20 protein-coding genes are annotated in these 22,441 nt (G+C 65.7%); 12 read left to right on the forward strand and 8 right to left on the reverse strand.

Annotated elements, in window-relative coordinates:
* Positions 1-48: 48 nt before the first annotated feature.
* Together atzF and ACZBJS_RS24675 are read right to left on the reverse strand one after the other, a co-directional pair.
* Positions 49-1,878 carry an allophanate hydrolase gene (gene atzF, locus ACZBJS_RS24670; protein WP_316396645.1) on the reverse strand — a complete coding sequence of 610 codons (1,830 nt, stop codon included), beginning with the start codon at positions 1,876-1,878 and terminating at the stop codon, positions 49-51.
* A 195-nt stretch (positions 1,879-2,073) separates the two neighbouring features.
* Positions 2,074-2,604 carry a MarR family winged helix-turn-helix transcriptional regulator gene (locus ACZBJS_RS24675; protein ID WP_316396568.1) on the reverse strand — a complete coding sequence of 177 codons (531 nt, stop codon included), beginning with the start codon at positions 2,602-2,604 and terminating at the stop codon, positions 2,074-2,076.
* Positions 2,605-2,759: 155 nt separating this feature from the next.
* On the opposite strand from ACZBJS_RS24675, the gene ACZBJS_RS24680 reads away from it, so the two are divergent.
* Complete coding sequence (locus tag ACZBJS_RS24680; RefSeq protein WP_410469741.1) at positions 2,760-4,625, forward strand: feruloyl-CoA synthase; 1,866 nt, start codon at positions 2,760-2,762, stop codon at positions 4,623-4,625.
* Between the two features lie 437 nt (positions 4,626-5,062).
* Here ACZBJS_RS24680 and ACZBJS_RS24685 read toward each other — a convergent pair whose 3' ends face one another.
* The gene (locus ACZBJS_RS24685) at positions 5,063-5,587 is read right to left on the reverse strand and encodes a MarR family winged helix-turn-helix transcriptional regulator (protein ID WP_076831045.1); all 525 of its coding nucleotides are present in this window, start codon (positions 5,585-5,587) and stop codon (positions 5,063-5,065) included.
* 82 nt (positions 5,588-5,669) lie between these two features.
* Here ACZBJS_RS24685 and ACZBJS_RS24690 point away from each other — a divergent pair, with 82 nt between their 5' ends.
* Positions 5,670-6,872, forward strand: a complete 1,203-nt coding sequence (locus ACZBJS_RS24690) for a cytochrome P450 (RefSeq protein ID WP_316396570.1) — start codon at positions 5,670-5,672, stop codon at positions 6,870-6,872.
* A 53-nt stretch (positions 6,873-6,925) separates the two neighbouring features.
* Positions 6,926-8,152 (forward strand): ABC transporter substrate-binding protein, encoded by a 1,227-nt coding sequence (locus ACZBJS_RS24695; RefSeq protein WP_316396571.1) that lies wholly within the window; start codon positions 6,926-6,928, stop codon positions 8,150-8,152.
* Positions 8,153-8,352: 200 nt separating this feature from the next.
* On the opposite strand, the gene ACZBJS_RS24700 is transcribed toward ACZBJS_RS24695, so the two are convergent.
* Complete coding sequence (locus ACZBJS_RS24700) at positions 8,353-9,006, reverse strand: isochorismatase family cysteine hydrolase (protein WP_316396573.1); 654 nt, start codon at positions 9,004-9,006, stop codon at positions 8,353-8,355.
* 148 nt (positions 9,007-9,154) lie between these two features.
* Between ACZBJS_RS24700 and ACZBJS_RS24705 the strand changes: the two genes are divergently transcribed.
* Positions 9,155-10,105 (forward strand): AraC-like ligand-binding domain-containing protein, encoded by a 951-nt coding sequence (locus tag ACZBJS_RS24705; protein WP_316396575.1) that lies wholly within the window; start codon positions 9,155-9,157, stop codon positions 10,103-10,105.
* 219 nt (positions 10,106-10,324) lie between these two features.
* Here ACZBJS_RS24705 and ACZBJS_RS24710 read toward each other — a convergent pair whose 3' ends face one another.
* Entirely contained in the window at positions 10,325-11,599 is a 1,275-nt protein-coding gene (locus ACZBJS_RS24710; RefSeq protein WP_316396577.1) for an NAD(P)/FAD-dependent oxidoreductase, read from the reverse strand.
* Positions 11,600-11,714: 115 nt separating this feature from the next.
* Complete coding sequence (locus ACZBJS_RS24715; protein ID WP_316396579.1) at positions 11,715-13,121, reverse strand: DHA2 family efflux MFS transporter permease subunit; 1,407 nt, start codon at positions 13,119-13,121, stop codon at positions 11,715-11,717.
* A 181-nt stretch (positions 13,122-13,302) separates the two neighbouring features.
* Here ACZBJS_RS24715 and ACZBJS_RS24720 point away from each other — a divergent pair, with 181 nt between their 5' ends.
* Both ACZBJS_RS24720 and ACZBJS_RS24725 read left to right on the forward strand, forming a co-directional pair.
* Entirely contained in the window at positions 13,303-13,611 is a 309-nt protein-coding gene (locus tag ACZBJS_RS24720) for a hypothetical protein (protein WP_057019474.1), read from the forward strand.
* A 35-nt stretch (positions 13,612-13,646) separates the two neighbouring features.
* Positions 13,647-14,543 carry a sigma-70 family RNA polymerase sigma factor gene (locus ACZBJS_RS24725; RefSeq protein ID WP_316396581.1) on the forward strand — a complete coding sequence of 299 codons (897 nt, stop codon included), beginning with the start codon at positions 13,647-13,649 and terminating at the stop codon, positions 14,541-14,543.
* Between the two features lie 223 nt (positions 14,544-14,766).
* Here the strand turns inward: ACZBJS_RS24725 and ACZBJS_RS24730 are convergent, their stop codons facing one another.
* Positions 14,767-15,486 carry a DUF805 domain-containing protein gene (locus tag ACZBJS_RS24730; protein WP_316396582.1) on the reverse strand — a complete coding sequence of 240 codons (720 nt, stop codon included), beginning with the start codon at positions 15,484-15,486 and terminating at the stop codon, positions 14,767-14,769.
* Between the two features lie 223 nt (positions 15,487-15,709).
* Between ACZBJS_RS24730 and ACZBJS_RS24735 the strand changes: the two genes are divergently transcribed.
* From ACZBJS_RS24735 to ACZBJS_RS24755, 5 genes are all read left to right on the forward strand, one after another.
* Entirely contained in the window at positions 15,710-16,882 is a 1,173-nt protein-coding gene (locus ACZBJS_RS24735; protein ID WP_168859335.1) for an ABC transporter substrate-binding protein, read from the forward strand.
* Between the two features lie 237 nt (positions 16,883-17,119).
* Positions 17,120-18,037 carry a branched-chain amino acid ABC transporter permease gene (locus ACZBJS_RS24740; protein ID WP_057019470.1) on the forward strand — a complete coding sequence of 306 codons (918 nt, stop codon included), beginning with the start codon at positions 17,120-17,122 and terminating at the stop codon, positions 18,035-18,037.
* Positions 18,034-18,981, forward strand: a complete 948-nt coding sequence (locus tag ACZBJS_RS24745) for a branched-chain amino acid ABC transporter permease (protein ID WP_410469742.1) — start codon at positions 18,034-18,036, stop codon at positions 18,979-18,981. Before ACZBJS_RS24740 ends, ACZBJS_RS24745 begins: the two co-directional genes overlap by 4 nt.
* Positions 18,982-18,985: 4 nt before the next feature.
* Positions 18,986-19,753, forward strand: coding sequence for an ABC transporter ATP-binding protein (locus ACZBJS_RS24750; protein ID WP_057019469.1), 768 nt, complete (start codon positions 18,986-18,988; stop codon positions 19,751-19,753).
* Positions 19,746-20,474, forward strand: a complete 729-nt coding sequence (locus ACZBJS_RS24755; protein ID WP_057019468.1) for an ABC transporter ATP-binding protein — start codon at positions 19,746-19,748, stop codon at positions 20,472-20,474. The genes ACZBJS_RS24750 and ACZBJS_RS24755 overlap by 8 nt, the downstream gene beginning before the upstream one ends.
* Positions 20,475-20,623: 149 nt before the next feature.
* On the opposite strand, the gene ACZBJS_RS24760 is transcribed toward ACZBJS_RS24755, so the two are convergent.
* Positions 20,624-21,199, reverse strand: coding sequence for a TetR/AcrR family transcriptional regulator (locus ACZBJS_RS24760; protein WP_057019467.1), 576 nt, complete (start codon positions 21,197-21,199; stop codon positions 20,624-20,626).
* 121 nt (positions 21,200-21,320) lie between these two features.
* On the opposite strand from ACZBJS_RS24760, the gene ACZBJS_RS24765 reads away from it, so the two are divergent.
* Entirely contained in the window at positions 21,321-22,418 is a 1,098-nt protein-coding gene (locus tag ACZBJS_RS24765) for an enolase C-terminal domain-like protein (RefSeq protein WP_316396585.1), read from the forward strand.
* Positions 22,419-22,441 lie beyond the last annotated feature (23 nt).

Genomic DNA, 22,441 nt, shown 5'->3' on the forward strand with positions numbered 1-22,441 from the left:
TAGCTCTCCCCCGAGAGAGCGGGGCGAGGGAGTGCGCCGCCGGAGCGGCTAGGCTTTCGCCCTCTCCGCCATGAATGCGCGCCAGCCGCCATAGGCGGAAATGTCCTTCGCGCCCTGGATCGCGGCGGGCTCGACGATGAAGCCCTTGGCCTGCCGTCCGTCGGCGAGCCTGATCGTGCCGATCGACAGCGGCGGCGGGATCGCGGCGACAAATTTTCCGAATGCTGCCGGTGACATCGCCCACAGTTCGAGCTTGATCGCTGCGCCGGCACCGGCCTCGATGCGCAGCATGCCGGGCTTCGGCGGCGTGGTGTCGAGCGCGTAGAGCCTGTAGTCCGGTGCGGTGACCGCCTCTTCCAGCAGGCGCGCATCGAGCGTCGTCAGCTCGTGGTTCAGCGCCATGCCGGAGAGATGCGCACCGACCACCGCGATGGTGATGTCGTCGGAGCCGGCCTGCGTCGGCGCGACGGTGAGCGGCGGCTGCGGAAGTGAATTGGCGCCGAGTGTAAGTCCGGTGTCGGCGTGAAACACGCGGCCGATGCCGGCAAGCTCGGCGTCGCGGCCGGCGCGCGCGAGCAGCGTGATGCCGAACGGCGCGCCGTCGGGCCGCATCGCTGCCGGCAGCGCCAGGCCGCACATATCGAGCAGGTTGACGAAATTGGTGTAGGTGCCGAGCCGCGAGTTCAGCTCGATCGGATTGGCGAGCACGTCAGCGGTAGAATACACGGTCGGGGCGGTCGGCAGCACGATCGCATCGAGTTGCGCAAGGCTGCGCTCGGCGATGCGGCGCAGCGCCTCGAGGCGGTACAGCGCCGAGAAGGTGTCCGCAGCGGTGGGGCGCGATCCGCCGACGGTGATCTCGCGCGTCACCGGATGGACCGCCTCGGGCGACGACGCGAGCAGGTCGCGGATCACGAGATACCGTTCCGCCACCCACGGGCCCTCATAGAGCAGCCGCGCGGTCTCGTAGAACGGCGCGAGGTCGAACTCGACGAGGTTGGCGCCGAGCGCCTGCCAGCGCTTGCACGCCTCGCCATAGGCCTCCTCGGCCTCGCGATCGCCGAAGAATTTCAACTGGCCGGTTTGGGGAATGCCGAGCTTCAGCTTGGCCGGAAAGCTCGCCAGCGGGGCCAGCGCCCGGTCGCGCGAATACGGATCGGACTGATCGGGCCCGGACATGACGGCGAGCGCGGCCAGCGCGTCGTCGGCGGTGAGCGAGAAGATCGAGACGCAGTCGAGCGTCCGGCACGCCGGCACGACTCCGGTGGTCGAGATCAGCCCAAGGCTCGGCTTGAGCCCGACGATGTTGTTGAGCATCGCCGGCACGCGGCCGCTGCCCGCGGTGTCGGTGCCGAGCGACAGCGGCACCAGGCCCGCGGAGACCGCGACCGCGGAGCCCGAGCTCGACCCGCCCGGCACCAGATCGCCGCGCACCGGGTTCCTGGGAATGCCGTAGGGCGAGCGCACGCCGACCAGGCCGGTGGCGAACTGGTCGAGATTGGTCTTGCCGATGATGATGGCGCCGGCCGCGCGCAGTTTGGCGACCGCGGTGGAATCCCGCGCGGGCAGATAGGAGAACGCCGGGCAGGCGGCGGTGGTCGGCAGGCCCGCGACATCGATATTGTCCTTCACCGCGACCGGCACGCTATAGAGCGGCAACGTCGGATCGGCGAGCCGCCCGGCCTCGGCAAGCGCATCCTTCTCGTCGCGCAGGCTGATGAAGATGGCGGGGTCGTTGTGCTCGCGGATGCGCTGGTAGCTGCGCGCCACGGTTTGGGCCGGCGTCATGGTCCCGGCGCGGTGCGCGGCGACGATCGCGGCGACAGTTTCAGTCACGTGCTTGGCCTCATCTCGTGAGCGGGAGGCGTCGGATGCCATCCGCAAGGGAATTGCAGCCTGGTCGAAGCAAGCAATGTGCCATTGTGTACAATTCACCCGCGTCCGTCGCGCGGCGGATTATTGCACAATATCAGTTGCTTGAAATGCTCGTCGGGAACGGACGTAGGCCGGTATGAGAGAGTATCTGCCCAATTTAAAGGCAAATCCGGTCAAGCCGAAATCTCGGTCGAAAGGTCAGGTGAAGGAGGCGAGGATGCGCAACAAATGCTCGCGGTTTTCCTTGCCGATCTTCTCGGCCACATGCCGCTCATGCTCGGCGGCGAGCCGCTTGAACTGCGCCAGCGCGGTCTTGCCGCGCGCCGTCAGATGCAGCGCATGGGAGCGGCGGTCGGTCGCGGAGGGGACGCGGCTGACGAAGTCGCGGTCTTCCAGGCTGTCGAGCAGATGCACCAGCCGCGCGCGCTCGATCCCGAGCCGCTTTGCCACCGCCATCTGGCTGAGGCCCGGATTGGTCCCGATCACGGTCATCACCGAATACTGGGTTGGACGGATATCGACCGTCGCCAGCGTCTTGATGAAGTCCTGAAAGATCCAGAGCTGGAAGCGCCGCACCGCATAGCCGGCGTGACCGACCAGCGCGTCGAGGCCGATGTCGTCGCCGGCCTCGCCGCCGGGCGCCCCGCCATTTGCTCCATGCGATCGGGGGCGGCGGATTGCTGCTACCGTTCCTGCCGCCTTGCGCGATGTCTTTTGCTGGCTCGCCATGAGCTCAGGCTAGCGCGCCCAAGGCGAGAGGGAAAGATTGTTGTTGACGACAACAATTGATGTCCGCAACATTATCACCAAAGAACCCGGCCAGGACCGCGGCGCCGCACCATGTTGCGGCGCAATCCCGCAAAGACACGGGCGAGGAGGAAACCATGACGATGGCCGCCGCCGGCGGAGACAATCCGAGCAGCCTGTTTGCGACGCCCGCGATCGTTGCGGATCGCCGCGACGACGGCAGCATCCTGGTTCGCTCCACCACGCCGCTGAGGCAAGGCGCCCGCTGCGTCGGCGACTGGCTGGAGCATTGGGCGCGGCAGGCGCCGGATCGCATCTTTCTCGGCGAGCGCGCCAATGCCGATGCGCCCTGGAGCACCGTCAGCTATCGCGACGCGCTCGGCATCGTGCGGCGGGCCGCATCGTGGGTGCTGGCGCAAGGGCTGAGCACGGAACGTCCACTCGTCATCCTCTCCGACAACGGCATCGATCACGCGTTGTTCGCGCTCGCCGCGCAGCATGTCGGCGTGCCCTCGGCCGCGATCTCGCCGGCCTATTCCTTGATGTCGAAAGACTTCGACAAGCTGAAGAGCATGATCGAGCTGCTCGACCCCGGCGCGATCTACGTCGCAAGCACAAGGCCGTTCGCGGCGGCGCTTGCCGCAATCAAGTCGCTGCATCGCGCAACCATCGTCAGCGGCAATCCGGACGACGCCGACGCATTGTCGTTCCGTACCGTCGCTGCCACGCCGGAAGCGCCCGGGGTCGCCAAGGCGTTCGCGGCGGTGACGGCGGACACGATCGCAAAATTCCTGTTCACCTCGGGCTCGACGGGCACGCCGAAGGCCGTGATCAACACCCAGCGCATGCTGACCTCGAGCCAGCAAGCCAAGGCGCAGACCTGGACGTTCCTGGAGCAAGCGGGCGAGGAACTGGTGATCCTGGACTGGCTGCCGTGGAGCCACACCTTCGGCGCCAACCACAACTTCAACCTGGTGCTGCGCAACGGCGGCACGCTCTATATCGACGGCGGCAAGCCGGCGCCCGGGCTGTTCGCGACCTCGCTGGCCAACCTGCGCAGCGTGGTGCCGACGGTCTATTTCAACGTGCCGCGCGGCTTCGACATGCTGATCGCGGCGCTGCGCACCGACGACGAACTGCGCAGAAAATTCTTCGAGGGCACCAAATTCGCCTTCTATGCCGGCGCGGCGCTGCCGCAGAATCTGTGGGACGCGCTGGAGGACTTGTCGTTGCGGACGGTCGGCCGCCGGCTGCCGATGGTGTCGGCCTGGGGTTCGACCGAGACCTCGCCGCTCGCGACCGATTGCCACTTCCTGGCCAAGCGCTCCGGCAATATCGGCGTGCCGATCCCCGGCACCGAGCTCAAGCTGGTGCCGTCGGGCGACAAGCTCGAGGTGCGCGTGCGCGGGCCCAACGTCACGCCGGGCTACTGGAAGGCGCCCGAGCTGACCGCTGAGGCCTTCGATGCCGAGGGTTTTTACAAGATCGGCGACGCCGTCACCTTCGCCGATCCCGCACGGCCCGATCTCGGCCTGTTCTTCGACGGCCGCGTGGCGGAGGATTTCAAGCTCAATTCCGGCACCTGGGTCAGCGTCGGCACCTTGCGCGTCGCCGGCATCACGGCGCTGGCGCCGCTCGCGCAAGACATCGTCGTCACCGGCCATGGCCGCGACGAGGTGCGCTTCCTGGTGTTCCCGAACCTCGCCGCCTGCCGTTCGCTGGCAGGGCTGCCCGAGGGCGCCGATCCGCGGGAGGTGATCGGCCATCCGGCGGTTCGTGCTGCGGTTGGGCGGGGGCTGGCGACGCTGAAGGCGCAAGGCGGCCATTCCTCCGGCCATGCCACGCGCGCGTTGCTGCTGGCCGAGCCTGCCTCGGTCGACGGCGGGGAGATCACCGACAAGGGCTACATCAACCAGCGCGCCGTGCTGACGCGCCGCGCCGCAGCAGTGGCGGTATTGGAGGACGACGGGTCGGGTGAGGCGATCGCCTGCGCGGGCGTGTGAGGCGATTTGTGCATCTGACGCGCCAGCAGCGAGCCGCGTACACTGCCGTCGTCCCTGCGGAAGCAGGCACCCATACTCCGCGGCCGTAATTGTGAACAAAGTTCGTCGTTCCGCCGACATGCGATAATCAGCATTTGTGGTTATGGGTCACGGCTCGGAGGCCGGGACGACACCGCGTTTGTGGCACGGATCATCCAAGTTTCAGCTGTCCAACCCGCCAGGTCCCCGCTGCTTCCACTTGCCGCGCTGCACGCGGCTGCGTTTTTAGTTGCCATAGCAACTAAGCTGTGCGAGTTTCCGCACCCATAGGGATAGGGCCGGTCAACGGCCACGCGTTTGGGAGGAGAATGTTGCGCAGCACGGCGCGAACGGCACGCATGGAAGATCGGGCGAATACCGTGGGGGCGCAGCGCGCCGCCCGTGGCCTGGCTTCGCCTTCAGGTCGTGCTTTGCCCGGTCACGGCGCCGAGATTCTCGTGCAGCCGGCGCAGCAGCTCGATCAGCACCTCGCGCTCGTCCTTCTTCAGGCAGGCCAGCAGCCGCCGCTCGCGCTCCAGCGCCGCGACGATGACCTTGTCGTGGACGGCGCGGCCGCGCGCGGTCAGCGTGATCGAATGGGTGCGGCCGTCGTCCGGCGCGGTACGGATGGTCAGCAGGCCGCGCTTCTGCAATGCCGCGAGGTTGCGGCTGACCGGCCCCTTGTCGAAGCCGATCACCTGGCAGATCCGGGAGGCGGGAATGCCGGGCTCGATCGCCAGTTGCGAAATGATCCGCCACTCGGTGACGTTGACGCCGAAATTCTTCTGGTAAAACGCGGTGGCGCTGTTCGACAGCTTGTTGCCGATGAAGGTGATGAACGCCGGCACATAGCGATCAAGGTCCAGCAGCGGGCCGTCACTGGCGTCTGCGGGATCGGCCGGTCTCGGCCGGCGGGGCTTTCGGGGGAGGGGCTGGCTGCTCATCTCTCAAATCATCGCTGCGAAACTGTCCGGGAGCAATAGATATGCGGCCCGTGTTGACAAGATCAAACCTCGGGAGGTCCCGATGACTGCAACAGAAGCTGCGTCCGTCCCGCATCTCGATATCGATCCGTTCGCGCTCGAGTTCTTCGCCGACCCATTCCCGACCCATGAGCGGCTGCGCGAGGCCGGGCCGGTGGTCTATCTCGACAAGTGGAATGTCTATGGAGTGGCGCGCTACGCCGAGGTCCATGCGGTGCTGAACGACCCCGCGACCTTCTGCTCCAGCCGCGGCGTCGGCCTCAGCGACTTTTCCAAGGAGAAGCCGTGGCGGCCGGCGAGCCTGATCCTGGAGGCCGACCCGCCCGCCCATACCCGGACCCGCGCCGTGCTGAGCACGGTGTTGTCGGCGACTGTGATGAAGCAGCTTCGCGGGCAATTTGCCGCCGCCGCGGAGGCCCGTCTCGACGCGCTGCTGGAGAAGCGCCGCTTCGACGCGATCGCGGACCTTGCGGAAGCCTATCCGTTGTCGATCTTCCCGGATGCGCTCGGCCTGAGGCCGGAGGGCCGCGAGCATCTGCTGCCCTACGCCAGTCTGGTGTTCAATGCCTTCGGCCCGCCGAACGAGCTCCGCAAGGAGGCGATCGAGCGCTCGGCGCCGCATCAGGCCTATGTTGCCGAGCAATGCCAGCGCGACAATCTCACCCCGGGCGGCATCGGCGCCTGCATTCACGCCCATGTCGATACCGGCGCCATTACCGCGACCGAAGCGCCGCTGCTGGTGCGCTCGTTGCTGTCGGCCGGTCTCGATACCACCGTCAACGGCATCGGCGCCGCCGTCTACTGCCTCGCCCGCTTCCCCGACCAATTCCAGAAACTACTCGCCGATCCGACGCTGGCGCGCAACGCCTTCGAGGAAGCCGTGCGGTTCGAAAGTCCGGTCCAGACTTTCTTCCGCACCACGACGCGCGACGTCGAGCTCAGTGGGGCCGGCATTCCTGAAGGCGAGAAGGTGCTGATGTTCCTCGCTGCGGCCAATCGTGATCCGCGCCGCTGGGAAGCGCCCGACAGCTACGACATCACCCGTCGTACGTCGGGCCACGTCGGCTACGGTTCGGGCATCCATATGTGTGTCGGCCAGCTCGTCGCCCGTCTCGAAGGCGAGGTGATGCTGGCGGCACTGGCGCGTCGTGTCGCCAGGATCGACATCACCGGCGAGCCGAAGCGCCTTTTCAACAACACGCTGCGCGGGCTCAGCAGCCTGCCGGTCGAGATCACGCCGGCCTGACGAGACGCTCAAGACCAGCAAAAGGTCGATTGAGGAAACATGGGAGGGAGACGATGAGGGGCTTCGGGGTTGGGCGATCTAGGATTGGACTTGCGCTGGCATTGGCCTGCGCCGCGGGCAGCGCACGCGCGGAGATTTCCGGCGACGTGGTCCGCGTCGGCGTGCTCAACGACATTTCCGGCATCTTCCAGGACACCAACGGCATGGGTTCGGTGGAAGCCGCGCGCATGGCCGCGGAAGATTTTGGCGGCGGCGGCAAGGGCATCAAGGTCGAGATCGTCTATGCCGATCACCAGAACAAGGCCGACGTGGGCTCTGCGATCGCGCGCAAATGGCTCGATGTCGAAGGCGTCGATGCCATCGTCGACGTGCCGAACTCGGCGGTCGGGCTCGCCATCAACACCATCCTGCGCGATAGCCGGATGACGTTCCTGGCGTCGTCGACCGCAAGCTCCGATCTCACCGGCAAGGCCTGCTCGCCGAACACCATTCAATGGGTCAACGACGCCTGGGCCACCGGCAACACCACCGCGGCCGCGATGATGCAGCGCGGCGGCAAGGACTGGTATTTCGTGACCGTCGATTATGCGCTCGGCAAAGGCATTGAGGCCGAGGCGACGAACTACATCGAGAAGCACGGCGGCAAGGTTTTGGGCTCGAGCAAGCATCCGCTCGGCACGTCGGACTTCGCGTCGTTCCTGCTGCAGGCGCAGAGCTCGAAAGCAAAAGTGATCGGGCTCGCCAATGCCGGCGGCGACACCATCAATGCGGTGAAGCAGGCGGCCGAGTTCGGCATCCAGCAGGGCGGCCAGACCATGGTGGCGTTCCTGCTGTTCGTGAACGACATCCACGGCATGGGCCTAAAGGTCGCGCAGGGCCTGCAGCTGCTGGAAGCCTTCTACTGGGACATGAACGACGACACCCGCGCGTTCGCAAAGCGCTTCGCCGCGCGTCCCGGTATGAACGGCAAAATGCCGAGCGGCAACCAGGCCGGCGTCTACGCCTCGACGCTCGCCTACCTCAACGCGGTTGCCGCCACCGGCAGCGACGACGCCAAGGCGGTGGTGCCGCAGATGAAGACCTTCAAGGGCAAGGACAAACTGTTCGGCGACACCACGATCCGCCAGGACGGCCGCGTCATCCACCCGATGTATCTGTTCGAGGTGAAGAAGCCCGAGGAGTCGAAGTACCCCTACGACTATTACAAGCTGATCGCGACCATCCCGGCCGACCAGGCGTTCCGCCCGCTGGCCGATGGCGGCTGCTCACTGGTGAAGTGAGCTCTTCGCCGCGAATGCTGCTGCGCTCCCTCTCCCCTTGTGGGAGAGGGCTGGGGTGAGGGGTATCTCTGCACACGGCGTACGGACCGGAGAGACCGCAACCCCTCACCCGGATCGCATTGCGCTTCGCTTCATGCGATCCGGCCTCTCCCACAAGGGGAGAGGCAGACCGAATGTGCGATGCGCTGTTCGTGAACTCGCTATGCCGCCTTCGAACCCGCCACCTTCACTCGCCCCAGCATCTCGGCCGCCGTCATCACATGCGCGGTTGAGAATGCGAGGATCGTCAGCGTGGCGCGGTGCACCTCCTCGGCGGACAGCGCGCCCTGGCCGACATCGGGATAGTCGAACGTGCCGGTCGCGTCCGACAGGAAGACGACCTTGTAATTGTGGAACATGGCGTCGCGCGCGGTGGCGTGGCAGCAGTTCTCGGTCGTGGTCCCCGAGATGATCACCGTGGTGGTGCCCCATTCACGCAGGATGAGATCGAGATCGGTGGCGAAGAACGCGCTGTAGCGGTGCTTCTTGATGACGTGCTCGCCGGGGGCGGGCGCGAGGTCGTTGAAGATCTCGACGCCCTCGCTGCCGTCGACCAGCGACGACCGGTCGGCGATCGGCGAATAGAGATCGTCATAGAGCCCCATGTCGCTGCCGTCGCTGCGATGCACATGCGCGGTGTAGACGACGCGGATGCCCTTGTCGCGGCAGGCCTTCAGGGTCTGCGCCAGCCGCGGCACCATGGCAGCGGCCTGGGCTGAACGCAGCTTGGCGCCCTCGGCCACGAAATCGTTCTGCATGTCGACAACGATCATGACGGTTCGCGCCGGATCGATGATTTCGCATTGGTAGCCCATGTGGTGTCTCCTCCTGGTGAGAGACAATTTCTACGCCGGTTCCCGCGATCGTTCTTGGCTGCGCCGGCCAGTCGCTGGTCTCTGCTTGCCAGAAGGGAGGGCTGGACGCAGAATGTCCCGCTGCCGGGTTGGGCGGGAGCAAGGTCCGATGCAGACCCTAGATCACACAGTCGTCGCGCAAACGCTTGTTGCGCCGGGTGACAGTTTCGACCGCTGGCATCACGTCACCTGCCGCGAATTCTCGCTGACCGAATGCCGCCGCGTCGCCAACGAGGCGTTCCAGGCGTCGATCTCGATCCGCCATCTCGGCCCGCTGGCCATCAACGACATCTGGTCGTCGACGCCGGCCGCCGACCGCATCCGGGTGATGCGCAGCGCGAGCGATGTCCGCAGGGATCCGCGCGACTATTTCATGCTGTGGCTCACGCTGCGCGGCGAGGTCAGCTTCGCCCAGGGCGGCCGCGACGTGCGCATGCGCCGGGGCGATCTGATGCTGCATGACCAGGCGCAGCCGTTCACGCTCGAATTCGCCCCGAGCGCGCGCGCGATCATGGTGTCGATCCCGCGGCCGCTGCTGCTCGCACGCCTGCCGGATGCGCAGCGCCTGACGGCGCGGCGGGTCGGCAACGCGTCGAAAGTGGGAGCGCTGGCGGGATCGCTGATCCGCCGGCTGACGCGGCTCGATGACGCGGCCGGACCTGCGGCGATACGGCTTGGCGCGGCGGCGCTCGATATTTTCGCAACCACGCTGCAGACCGAGCTGACGGACGACGGGCCGCAGCGCGGCGACGAAAGGCTGGCGCGGGTCAAGGCCTACATGCTGGCCAATCTCGACGATCCCGGGCTCGATCTCGATGCGATCGCCACCGCGCAGAACATGGCGCCGCGCACGCTCAATCGCCTGTTTGCGCGCGAAGGCACGACCCCGATCCGATGGCTGTGGCAGCAGCGCCTCGCCGCCGCCTATCAGGCGCTGGCGGAGCGGCGCTTCAGCCATGTCACCGATGTCGCGCTGAGCTTCGGCTTCAGCGACGTCTCGCATTTCAGCCGCGCCTTCAAGGCCGCGTTCGGCCGCTCGCCGCACCAGGTGATGGGGTGAGAATGCGTACAGCGCTGAGAGGCTAAGACAGATTGTTATCCGTCATCCTGAGGTGCGAGCCTTGCGGCGCAATTGCGGCGCTGGGCGAGCCTCGAAGGATGTACGGCCACTAGCGGGGCCGTCGATCCTTCGAGACGCGCGTGCCGCGCTCCTCCAGCGACAAAGGCGGAGCCTTTGCGCGGGGATGACGGATAATAGGATAGCGCAGTGCCGAGCCACCTACTGCGCGACCTTGCTGCTGCCTTGCGTGATCAGCCGCGCGGCGCGCTGGTCGCGGGTGTGGATCCAGAGCCAGTTCATCGCCACCGCAATCCGATGCCGCACGCCGATCAGGAAGTAGATGTGGGCGAGGCCCCAAATCCACCATGCCAGCGAGCCGCGCAGCTTGAGCCAGCCGAAATCGATCACCGCCTTCTTCTTGCCGATCTGCGCGAGGCTGCCGGCATGCTTGTAGCGGAACGGCGGCAGCGTCTTGCCGTCGAGCCGGGCCTTGATCAGCGCGGCGACATAGCGTCCCTCCTGCTTGGCGGCCGGCGCGATGCCGGGCACCGGATTGCCGTCGGGATCCTTGATCGTGACGGTGTCGCCGACGGCGAAGACATCGGGATGGCCGGGCACGGTGAGATCCGGCTCGACCTGCAGCCGATGGGCGCGATCGGCCGGGGCGTTCAACCATTCGGCTGCGCGCGAGGCGCGCACGCCGGCGGCCCAGACGATGGTGCGCGCCTCCAGCCTCTTGCCGCCGAACACCACGCCGTCGGCCGAGCATTCGGTGACCGGCTCGCCCAGCATCACCTCGACGCCGAGCTTTTCCAGCGACGCTTGCGCATAGGCCGAGAGATCGTCCGGGAAGCCGGCCAGCACGCGCGGGCCGGCCTCGATCAGCACCACGCGCGCCTTGCGCGTGTCGATGTGACGGAAGTCTTGCGGCAGCGTGTCCTTGGCGAGGTCGGCGATGGTGCCGGCCATCTCGACGCCGGTCGGGCCGGCGCCGATGATGACGAAGGTCAGCAGCGCCGCGCGCTTCTCCGGATCGGTCTCGCGCTCGGCGCGCTCGAAGGCGACCAGGATGCGCCGCCGCAGCGTCGTCGCGTCCTCCAGCGTCTTCAGGCCGGGCGCGAACGGCTCCCATTCGTCGTGGCCGAAATAGGCGTGGCGCGCGCCGGTGGCGAGGACCAGCGTGTCGTAGGGAATGCTGCCGCCGTCGTCGAGCGCTACCCGCTTCGCCGCGGCGTCGATGCCGCAGACATTGGCGAACAGCGTCGTCACCTCGGGCCGGTCGCGCAAGAGATAGCGGATCGGCCAGGCGATCTCGCTGGTGGCAAGCGAAGCGGTCGCGACCTGATAGAGCAGCGGCTGGAACAGATGGTGGTTGCGGCGGTCGATCAGCGTGATCTCGACCGGCGCCCCTCTGAGACCGAAAGCGGCTTCCAGGCCGCCGAAGCCGGCGCCGACGATCACCACGCGATGAGGTTTGGCCGGCGTTTGCGTCATCTGATGTCGCTCTCGGTTTCGAACGGCTTCGTCGTTTGATTATGTATTCATTCGCAGCCCCATTCCAACACGAAATGCCCGATCGCCCGATAGTAAAACCCGATCGCCGCAAGCCTCACGCATCCTGCGGCGCGGCCGCGGCGACGGCCCGCCGCCGCATCGGCAGGAACAGTCCCGCGACCGCGCCGGCGAATGACAGCGTTGCGGCAAGGCTCATCGCCGACGCGAATCCGTTTGCGAAATGACCGGATGAATCGGCTGCGCCATTGGCGGAAAAGCTCGCCACCAGCGCCGCGATACCGAACATGCCGCCGAGGAAGCGGCCCATGTTGAAGACGCCCGAGGCCTTGCCCATCTCGCTGACGGCGACCGCGCCCAGCACCGCGTTCTGCGCGGCCGGCATCGCCATCGACACGCCGACGCCGGCGAGCACCAGCGGCGCGACCAGCGCCGAATAATGCACTGTGGGGCTCACGATCTCGCTGATCCAGCCGAGCCCGATCGCCTGCATCAGGAGGCCGGTGACGACCAGCGTGCGCTCGCCGAACCGGTTGACCGCGGCGCCGGCGATCGGCGCGGTGACGAACAGCGTCGCCGTCCACGGCAGCAGACGAAGCCCGGCGCCGAAGGCGTCGAAGCCGAGCGCGATCTGCAGGAACTGCGGCAGCAGGAACAGCACGCCATACATCGCGGCGTAGAACAGCACGCTTGCGGCCATGCCTGACGCAAACGGCCGTGCCGCGAACAGCCGCATCGGCACCATCGGGCTTGTGGCACGCAGCTCCCACAGCACGAACAGCGCCGCCAGCGCCACGCCGGCGATCAGCGCGCCCGTCACTTCCGCGCTGGCCCAGCCGACGCCGTTGCCGCGCAGCAGGCCCCAGACCAGCGCCAGCGCCGCGAGCGCGACCAGCGTGAGGCCGGTGATGTCGAGCGGCGCCGTCGGCCCAGAACTTTCGCGCAGGCGCGTGATCACAAGGGCGATCGCGATCAGGCCGACCGGTAAGTTGATCCAGAAAATCCAGCGCCAGCCGAGATGCTCGGTGATGAAGCCGCCGATCGCGGGACCTATGATCAGCGCGCATCCGGTGATGCCGCTGAAAATGCCGAGCGCGCGGGCGCGCTCCTCCCGGCCGAACGCGCCGCTCAGGATCGCCATCGCCAGCGGCATCACCAGCGCCGCGCCCGCGCCCTGCAGGGCGCGGGCCGCGATCAGGGCCGCGGCGTTGCCGGCCAGCGCGCAGGCCGCCGACGCCACGACGAACAGGCCGATCCCGGCCGCGAACATCCTGCGCCGCCCGAAACGGTCGCCGAGCGCCGCGCCGGTCAGGAGCAGCACCGCGAAGGTCAGGTTGAAGGCGTTGACGGTCCACTGCAGCGTCTCCACGGCGCTTCCGAAATCGGCGCGGATGGTGGCGAAGGCCGTGGTCATGATCATGGCGTCCAGCGCCATCATGAAGGATGCCAGCGCGGTGAGGCCGAGCACCCAGCGCTGTTCGGCGCGCTGCTGAGGGGTCTGCATGGTCGTTCTCCGTTGCCATGCCGCGAGATTGCGGCGCGCTTCGCCGGCAAGGACGAACCGGAACGGGCAAAGGATGCGGCCGAAGTTTATTTTTGCCGGACCGCATCCTTTGGCGGTTCGCGAACGTCCTTGGGTCTGAGGCGGCCGATTCAGGCCGCAGAACCAGGCCAAGGAGGCTGCGATGAGACGGACCCTGATCAGGTACAAGGCGAAGCCGGAGATGGCGGAGAAGAATGCCGCGCTGGTGTCGGCCGTGTTCGCCGAGCTGAAGGCGGCGAGGCCCGACGGCGTGCGCTATCTGACCCTGCGGCTGGAGGACGATACCTTCATCCACATGGTCGAGACCACGGCCGAGGACGGTTCGAGCCCGATCCCGAAACTGGCCGCGTTCCAGGCGTTCCAGGACGGCATCCGCGATCGTTGCGCCGAGCCGCCGCTGGTTCGCAGTGCGGTGATTGTCGGGAATTATCGTATGCTGGATGAGCCGTGAACCGGCGGGCAGTGCACCGATCTGGCGGAGCCATCATGACGTCACCACACCAAGCGCCGGCCGCGACCGACGTCGACACGCTGTTGGCGGCGATGCGGCCGAGGCTGCATCGCTACTGCGCCCGCATGGTCGGATCCGTCATCGACGGCGAGGATGTGCTGCAGGACGCGCTGATCAAGGCGGTGGAAGCCTTCGGGTCCGCCGCGCCGATCCAGAATCCGCAAGCCTGGCTGTTCCGGATCGCGCACAACACCGCGCTCGATTTCCTCAGGCGGCGCAACCGCCAGGAAGCGCTCCACGCGCCGGAGGAGGTGGACATGATGGCCGGAGAGCTCGATGACGTCGGCCGCCGCGAGATCGCCGCGACCAGCCTGCGCACCTTCATGCGCCTGCCGGTGGCGCAGCGTTCCAGCGTGATCCTGATGGATGTGCTCGGCTGCTCCCTGCAGGAGATCTGCGGCATCATGGATTTCAGCCTGCCCGCGGTGAAAGCCGCGCTGCACCGTGGACGCACGCAGCTGCGCGAGTTTGCCAGCGAGCCGGACGACGCGCCGCGGCCCGGCCTGTCGCCGGCCGATCGCGTCAGGCTCAACGCCTATGTCAGCCATTTCAACGCCCGCGACTTCGACGCCATCCGCGCCATGATCGCCGATGACATCAGGCTCGAGCTCGTCAACCGCACGCGGCTGAACGGCAAGGCCGAGGTGTCGCGCTACTTCGGCAATTATTCGAAGATCGACGACTGGCACCTGGTGACCGGACAGGTCGAGGGACGCCCCGCGATCTTGGTGTTCGATCCGACCGCTCTGGACGCGCCGCCGCGATCGTTCATGCTGCTCGACTGGTCGGCCGACAAGGTTGCGACGATCAGGGATTTCCGCCACGCGTCCTATGCGATCGACGGCGCCGAATGGGCGGTGGACAAGGGGTAATCGGCCCTCGCCGCCAGCCTTTGGCTCGGTGATCGCGCGGCAAATTCCGCGTCGTCCCGGACAAGCGAACGGGTCGGCGCGAAGCGCCGCCCGATGACAGGCTCCGCGCGATCCGGGACCCATAACCACGAATGGGAATCGTCTTGTATCGCTCGGGCCCCAGCGCTCTTCAACAATCTGATCCTGTGGTTATGGGTCCCTGCTTTCGCAGGGACGACGGCTGCTACCGCGTCTTGCCGCCGAACTCGCCGTTGGCGATCCGCGCGACGCGGCTGCCGCCTGCGGCCGGCGTACTGCGTCTTTCAAACAGGCCATCGTCGCCGGTCTCGCGCTGCGATGGCGGGGCTTCTTCGTAATAGCCGCCGCTCCGCCAGACCAGCAGGACGATGTTCATTGCGCCATTGACGGCGGCGCCGACCACCGTTTCGGTGTGCTGATAGGTCAGCGCATATTCGGGAAATCGCCCGGCAATGGCCCTGTCGAGCACGAGGAGGGCGATCCATGCCGCCATCACGCAGACCGGATCCCAGCCCATGTCGCGCACCCGCATCGATTGCAGCATGAAGCAGATGACGAGCATGCCGTAGAAGGCAATGACCAGCACGGAGTTGCTCGATGCCTGCGCCAGCAGCACGTCCATACTGCCGCTCGCCGGTGCGTTGCCGGTGACGCCGTAGACCAGCATCATAAAGCCGAGGCCCACCACGAAGGTGCAGAAGAAGAAAGCCAGTCGGCCCATCCGGGCATTGAAGCCGAAGATGTAATTCAGCATGTGACGCACCCCTTTGGCGGCAGCGTCGGCCAGGGATGCTTTCCGGACCATGAAGCCCGCAGGCGCTTGCCGGCCTGTGGTTTCCGGGTGCTTTACCGGATCGTTAAAGCCTGCTGCAGTGCGGGCGTGGGTCGTTGCGGAAGGCCGGTGCCTGCGACAATCGTTGCCCACGCAACCGGCATTATATTTCTTGCCATGGTCGATTTAGACGAATTATGATGCAAGGTGCTGGGGTATGCGCCGAAGGTTCTAAGTCAGCGCCGTCGGTTCATGCTTGCTGCAGACTTGCGATATCGCGCACAAAATACGTCACAGAACGACGCGCGCAAAGCGTGACCCCCCGGGCCCTCGTGATCGAGCCTCGTGGGATCTTTGGTTGAGGAGGGGAGTGAATATGAAAAAGGCATTTTGGCTGGCAGGCGCCATGGCTATGGCGCTGGCGCAGCCCGCGATGGCGGCTGACAGCGTCAAGATCGGCTTCGTCTCGACCTTCAGCGGTCCGACCGCCGTGATCGGCAACGACATGCGCAATTCCTTCGAGCTCGCGCTCGACCATCTCGGCCGCAAGATCGACGGCAAGCCGGTCGAGGTGATCTACGAGGACGACCAGCAGAAGCCGGATGTCGGCAAGCAGAAGACCGAGAAGCTGGTGCAGTCCGACAAGGTCGACTTCATCGTCGGCTACATCTGGTCGAACGTGCTGCTGGCGTCGCTGAAGACCGCGGTCGATTCCAAGACCTTCCTGATCTCGGCCAATGCCGGTCCGTCGCAGCTCGCCGGCGAACTGTGCTCGCCTTACGTGTTCTCGACCTCCTGGCAGAACGACCAGACCCCGCAAGCGGTAGGCACCTACATGAACCAGAAGGGCGTCAAGTCGGTGTTCCTGATCGGCCCGAACTACGCCGCGGGCAAGGACATGCTGGCCGGCGTCAAGAGCACGTTCAAGGGCCAGGTCGTCGGCGAGGAATATACGGTGTGGCCGAGCCAGCTCGACTTCTCCGCCGAGCTCACCAAGGCGAAGAACTCCAAGGCCGAGTCGATCTTCGTGTTCTATCCGGGCGCGGCCGGCGTGCAGTTCCTGAACCAGTATGCGCAGGCCGGCATCAAGCAGCAGATTCCGCTCTACACCGCCTTCACCATCGACGAATTGTCGCTGCCGTTGCAGAAGGACAATGCGCTCGGCGTTCCCGGCGCGCAGCAATGGGTCAACGACCTGCCCAACGAGGAGAACAAGAAGTTCGTCGCCGACTACCGCAAGAAGTATCCGGGCCTGCGGCCGACCTTCTACGGCGCCCAGTCCTACGACGCTGCCAACCTGATCAACAGCGCCGTGGTCGCGGTGAAGGGCGACCTGACGAAGAAGGACGCGATGAAGGCCGAGATGGAGAAGGTGAACTTCAAATCGGTGCGCGGTCCGTTCAAGTACGGCAACAACCACATTCCGATCCAGAACTTCTATCTGCAGGACGTGGTCAAGGACGCCGAGGGCCAGCTCTCGCTGAAGACGGTCGCGACCATCGTCAAGGACGACCAGGACCGCTTCCACGACAAGTGTCCGATGAAGTGATTGTCGGGCGTCTTTTTGGCGCGCGGCTTGCTTCTCTTTACCTCGCCCCGCTCTTGCGGGGAGAGGTCAATCGCGAAGCGATTGGGTGAGGGGCTCTTTCCCGGCATTCGGTTTGCGGAAAGAGCCCCTCACCCCAACCCCTCCCCGCAAGAGCGGGGCGAGGGAGAACCCGCAATGTGCAATGCGGCGGCGTGCTTGCGCTGCCGCTGTTTTGTTTCAGCCCGGTATGAAGGATCCATGTATCTCGTCGTCGAACAACTGCTGAACGGCCTGCAATTCGGCCTCCTGCTGTTCCTGCTGGCGGCCGGGCTGACGCTGGTGTTCGGCATCATGGACTTCGTCAATCTGGCGCACGGCTCGCTCTACATGATGGGCGCCTATTTCGCGGCGACCTTCGTGGCCTGGACCGGTAGCTTCGTGCTCGGCGCGCTGATGGCGCTGGGCGCCACGCTGCTGCTCGGCATCGCGCTGGAATATGTCGCGCTCAGGCATCTCTATGGCCGCGACCATCTCGACCAGGTGCTGGCGACGTTCGGTCTGATCCTGTTCTTCAACGACGCCGTCCGGCTGATCTGGGGCCCGGCGGGCCTCGCGCTGCCGCTGCCGGCCTGGCTCACCGTGCCGGTGCAGATCATTCCCGGCGTTTACTATCCGGCCTACCGCCTCATGATCATCGTGGTCGCGCTGGCGGTCGCAGCAATGCTCTATCTCGTCGTGATGCGTACCCGCATCGGCATGCTGATCCGCGCCGGGGCCTCCAACCGCGAGATGATCGGGGCGCTCGGCATCAACATCAAGCTGCTGTTCACGCTGGTGTTCGGCCTTGGCGCGGCGCTCGCCGGCCTCGCCGGGCTGATGCAGGCACCGATCCTCACCGTGCAGATCGGCATGGGCGAGAACATCTTGATCCTGGCCTTCGTCATCATCGTGATCGGCGGCATCGGCTCGATCCGCGGCGCGTTCATGGCCGCGATCTTCGTCGGCATCATCGACACGATGGGCCGCGCCTTCCTGCCGGACCTGCTGCGCAAGGTGCTGAGCGGGGCGGCGGCGTCCACCGCGGCGCCGGCGCTGTCCTCGATGCTGATCTACCTCCTGATGGCCATCATCCTTGTGCTGCGGCCCGAGGGGCTGTTCCCGGCGGCCAAACGATGATGCGAAAGCTCAACGTCTCCAATGCGGTCGCGGCGCTGATGTGTGCCGCCCTGATGCTGCTGCCGTTCTATTCGGCGGTCACGGGCAATATCTTCATCCTCACGCTGTTCACCCGGATCGTGATCTTCGCGCTCGCCGCCGCGAGCCTCAATCTGATCATGGGCTATGGCGGCATGATGAGCTTTGGCCACGCCGCCTATCTCGGCATCGGCGGCTATGCCGTCGGCATCCTCGCCGCCGAGGGGGTCGGCTCCGGCTTCATCCAGTGGCCGGTGGCGCTCGCCGTCTCGGCGCTGTTTGCGCTGCTGATCGGCGCGCTCTCGCTGCGCACCCGCGGCGTCTACTTCATCATGATCACGCTGGCCTTTGCGCAGATGGCCTACTACATCGCCTCCGCGCTGTCGCGCTACGGCGGCGACGACGGGCTCACCGTCTACAAGCGCAGCGATTTCGCCGGTCTGATCAACCTGTCGGATCGCAACCAGTTCTATTACCTCTGCCTGGCCTGCCTGTTCGGTAGCCTTTATCTGATCTGGCGCATCGTCAATTCGCGCTTCGGCCTCGTGGTGCAGGGCGTCCGCTCCAACGAGCAGCGCATGCAGGCGATCGGTTTCCATGCCAATCGCTACCGCTTGGTCTGTTTCGTGATATCAGGCACGATCTGCGGCCTGGCCGGCGCGCTGCTTGCCAACAACACCGATTTCGTCAGCCCCGCCGTGATGTACTGGACCCGCTCCGGCGATCTCATGGTGATGGTGATCCTCGGCGGCATGGGCTCGCTGTTCGGTCCCGTCATCGGCGCGATCGTCTATCTCCTGCTCGAGGAGCTGCTGTCGCAGTTCACCGAATATTCTGGGCTGATCCTGGGCCCGGTGCTGCTCCTGATCGTGCTGTTCGCGCGCGGCGGCATCATGGGCCTGCTCGGGAGGATGCGCCGTGGTTGATTCCTTGCCTGATCCCTTGCTCCGCGTCGACAATCTGGTCCGCCGCTTCGGCGGCATCACCGCGACCGACAACCTCTCGATGGAGGTGGTGCCGGGCGAATTGCACGCCATCATCGGCCCCAACGGCGCCGGCAAGACCACGCTGATCAGCCAGCTCACCGGGCAAGTGATGCCGAACTCCGGCACCATCCGCTTTGCCGGCCGCGACGTCACGAACCTGCCGTCCTACAAGCGCAGCCGCCTCGGGCTGGCGCGCTCGTTCCAGATCACCTCGCTGCTGAAGGATTTTTCCGCGATCGACAATGTCGCGCTGGCGGCGCAGGCGCATGACGGCCACTCGTTCCGCTTCTGGGGCAGTGCGCGCAAGGAACGGCATCTGCGCGAGGCCGCGCGCGCGGCGCTCGAGCGCGTCGGCCTCGGCACGCGCGCCGATATCGTGGTGTCGCAGTTGAGCCATGGCGAGCAGCGCGAGCTCGAGCTCGCGGTCGCGCTCGCCACCAGGCCGCAACTGTTGCTGCTGGACGAGCCGATGGCCGGGCTCGGCGTCACCGAATCGACGCGGATGGTTGCGCTGCTGAAGGAGCTGCGCAAGGAAGTCACCATCGTGCTGGTCGAGCACGACATGGAGGCGGTGTTCGCGCTGGCCGACCGCATCACGGTCTTGGTTTATGGCCGCGTCATCGCCTGCGACGTGCCGGACGCGATCCGCAAGCACGACGAGGTCAAGCGCGCCTATCTCGGCGAACAGCATGCGGTGACGCGCCATGGCTGAGACCAAAATGACTGAAACCTTGCTTGAAGTGGATGGCATCGAGACCTGCTACGGGCTGAGCCAGGTGCTGTTCGGCCTGTCGCTCAAGATCAAGTCGGGCGAGATGGTCGCGCTGATGGGCCGCAATGGCATGGGCAAGACCACGACGATCCGCTCGATCATGGGCCTGACGCCGGCGCGGTCAGGCGCCATCCGCTTCGCCGGCGAGGCGGTGCGCGGCCTGCCGTCCTACAAGATCGCAAAGCTCGGCATCGGCCTGGTGCCGGAAGGCCGCCAGATCTTCCCCAACCTCACGGTGCGCGAAAATCTCGTCGCCGCGTCGGGCAATCGCTTCAGTGCCTCCGATCCGTGGACCATCGACAAGATCCACGCGCTGTTTCCTCGGCTCGCCGAACGCACGAATAATATGGGCGTCACGCTGTCGGGCGGCGAGCAGCAGATGCTGGCGATCGGCCGCGCGCTGATGACCAATCCGAAATTGCTGATCCTCGACGAGGCGACCGAGGGTCTTGCGCCCCTAATCCGCGACGAGATCTGGAGCTGCCTGTCGATGCTGAAGGAGCGCGGGCAGTCGGTGCTGGTGATCGACAAGAACGTCGGAAACCTCGCCCGCATCGCCGACCGCCATTACATCATCGAGCGCGGCCGCACCGTGTGGAGCGGCACCAGCGAGGAGCTGATCGCCGAGCCGGATCTGCAGCACAAGTATCTGGGGATTTGAGCAGCAAGCATTGCCGTATCGCCGTCATCCTGAGGAGCCTGCGTTGCAGGCGTCTCGAAGGATCGATGGCCCGGCTGGTGGCCGTGCATCCTTCGAGACGCGCTACGCGCTCCTCAGGATGACGGATCAGAGAGGCGGGCTGCCGCGGCTTACCGTGAAGAGCCTCGCAGCAGTCGTTTCGCTGCGTCGGCCGCTGCTGCGGCATAGGCGCGATCGCCATGCACCAACATCAGGGAGATCGCGCCCTCGGACAGCAGCCAGATCTCGCGCGCACGGCGGTGAGCGTCGCGGACACCGGCCCGCTTCAGCAGCGCGCCGAGATGGGTTTCGAGCAAGGCCTTGTGCCGGCGCGCAATTGCGCGTGCGGGATGGCCAGGGAGATCGGCCAACTCGATGACCAGCCTGGTGAATCCCGAGCCGGCCCATCGCGGCCTGTCCGCCCAGACCGCCAGGTCGCGGAACAGGCCGTCGATGATCGCCGCCGGCGAACCGGACAGCTTGTCGCCGAACGTTGCAAACGCGGCCAGGGCCAGTTCGTTCTGAGCTTCGAGCACGAAGGCGAGCAGCTGATCCTTGCTTTGAAAATGATTGTAGAGCGTGCGCTTCGTCACCCTCGTCGCCGATGCGATTTCGTCCATGCTCACGCGGCTATATCCGCGCTGTCGAAACAGGACGTATGCGGCAGCAAGGATGCGCCGCCGTGTCGGTTCTGCAGATCGCGCCATGCAGTCACCTCTTAAATATACCGGGTAGTGAATTTACATCGGTTGAAAAACCAATTGGAATGGCTTCCGGGATTTTTCGGCCCGCGCCAGCCAGCTTCCTCGCGCTGCGAAAGCCATTGCCATGCCCGATTCGTTGACGCTCAGAGAAATCAAAGCTCGTCCGGTGGTGCTCAAGCTGAAGCGGCCCGTGGTCGCGCGCATTGTCACGATATCGGAGTGGCCGCTCGTCCTCATCGATCTGGTGACGGAGGAGGGCATTGTCGGGCGAAGCTATCTCGAGCCTTACATCGTGAAATCGCTGCGATATCTGGTTCCGGCGTTGCATGATCTCGGCGAATTGCTCAGAGGTCGGAGCGTGGCGCCTGTCGAGTTGTTCGAGGCGGCGCGCAAATCGCTTCACTTTGTCGGCTATGAGGGATTGTCGATGATCGCGGCGTCGGGCCTCGACATGGCCGCGTGGGACGCGTTGGCGAAAGCCGCAAACAAGCCGCTGTGCGTGCTGTTGGGGGCGACGGTCGGTGCCGTGAGATCCTACAATAGCAACGGCCTTTGGCTGAAGGAGCCGGCCGCCGTCGCGGCCGAGGCTTTGGAATTGCGCGACGAAGGAGGGTTCTCAGCCCTGAAATTGCGCCTCGGCAGAAGCGATCCGCGCGAGGATCTGGCGACCCTCGACGCCGTTCGAAAAGCAGTCGGGGATCGCATGCATTTGATGGTGGACTACAACCAGGGGCTAAATCTCGCCGAAGCCATCGAGCGGTGCCATACGATCGATGACTATGGCCTCGACTGGATCGAGGAGCCCGTCGTCTATGACAATCTTGACGGGCACGCCCGACTGGCGGCGGAGCTGAAGACACCGATCCAGATCGGCGAGAACTTCTATGGTCCGAGGGAGATGCATAAGGCGATCGCGAGAAAGGCCTGCGACCTGGTGATGCCGGATTTCATGCGTATCGGCGGAGTGACGGGCTGGATGCGGGCGGCTGCGATCGCCGGCGCCGCGGGTATCCCCATCTCAACGCATCTTTATCCGGAAGTCGCCGCTCACGTCATGCGCGCAACCGAGACCGCTCACTGGTTGGAATGGCAGGACTGGGCCGATCCGATTCTCGAACGGCCGTATGAAATCAAGGATGGTCTTTTGCATATTCCCGACACGCCTGGTGTCGGTCTGGAATGGAACGAAGCGGCCGTCGCGGCTCACCTTGCAAGCGTCTAAAGCGCGATGAGATTGGGTTGAAT

This window comes from Bradyrhizobium sp. KZN70725 (genome assembly GCF_055264925.1).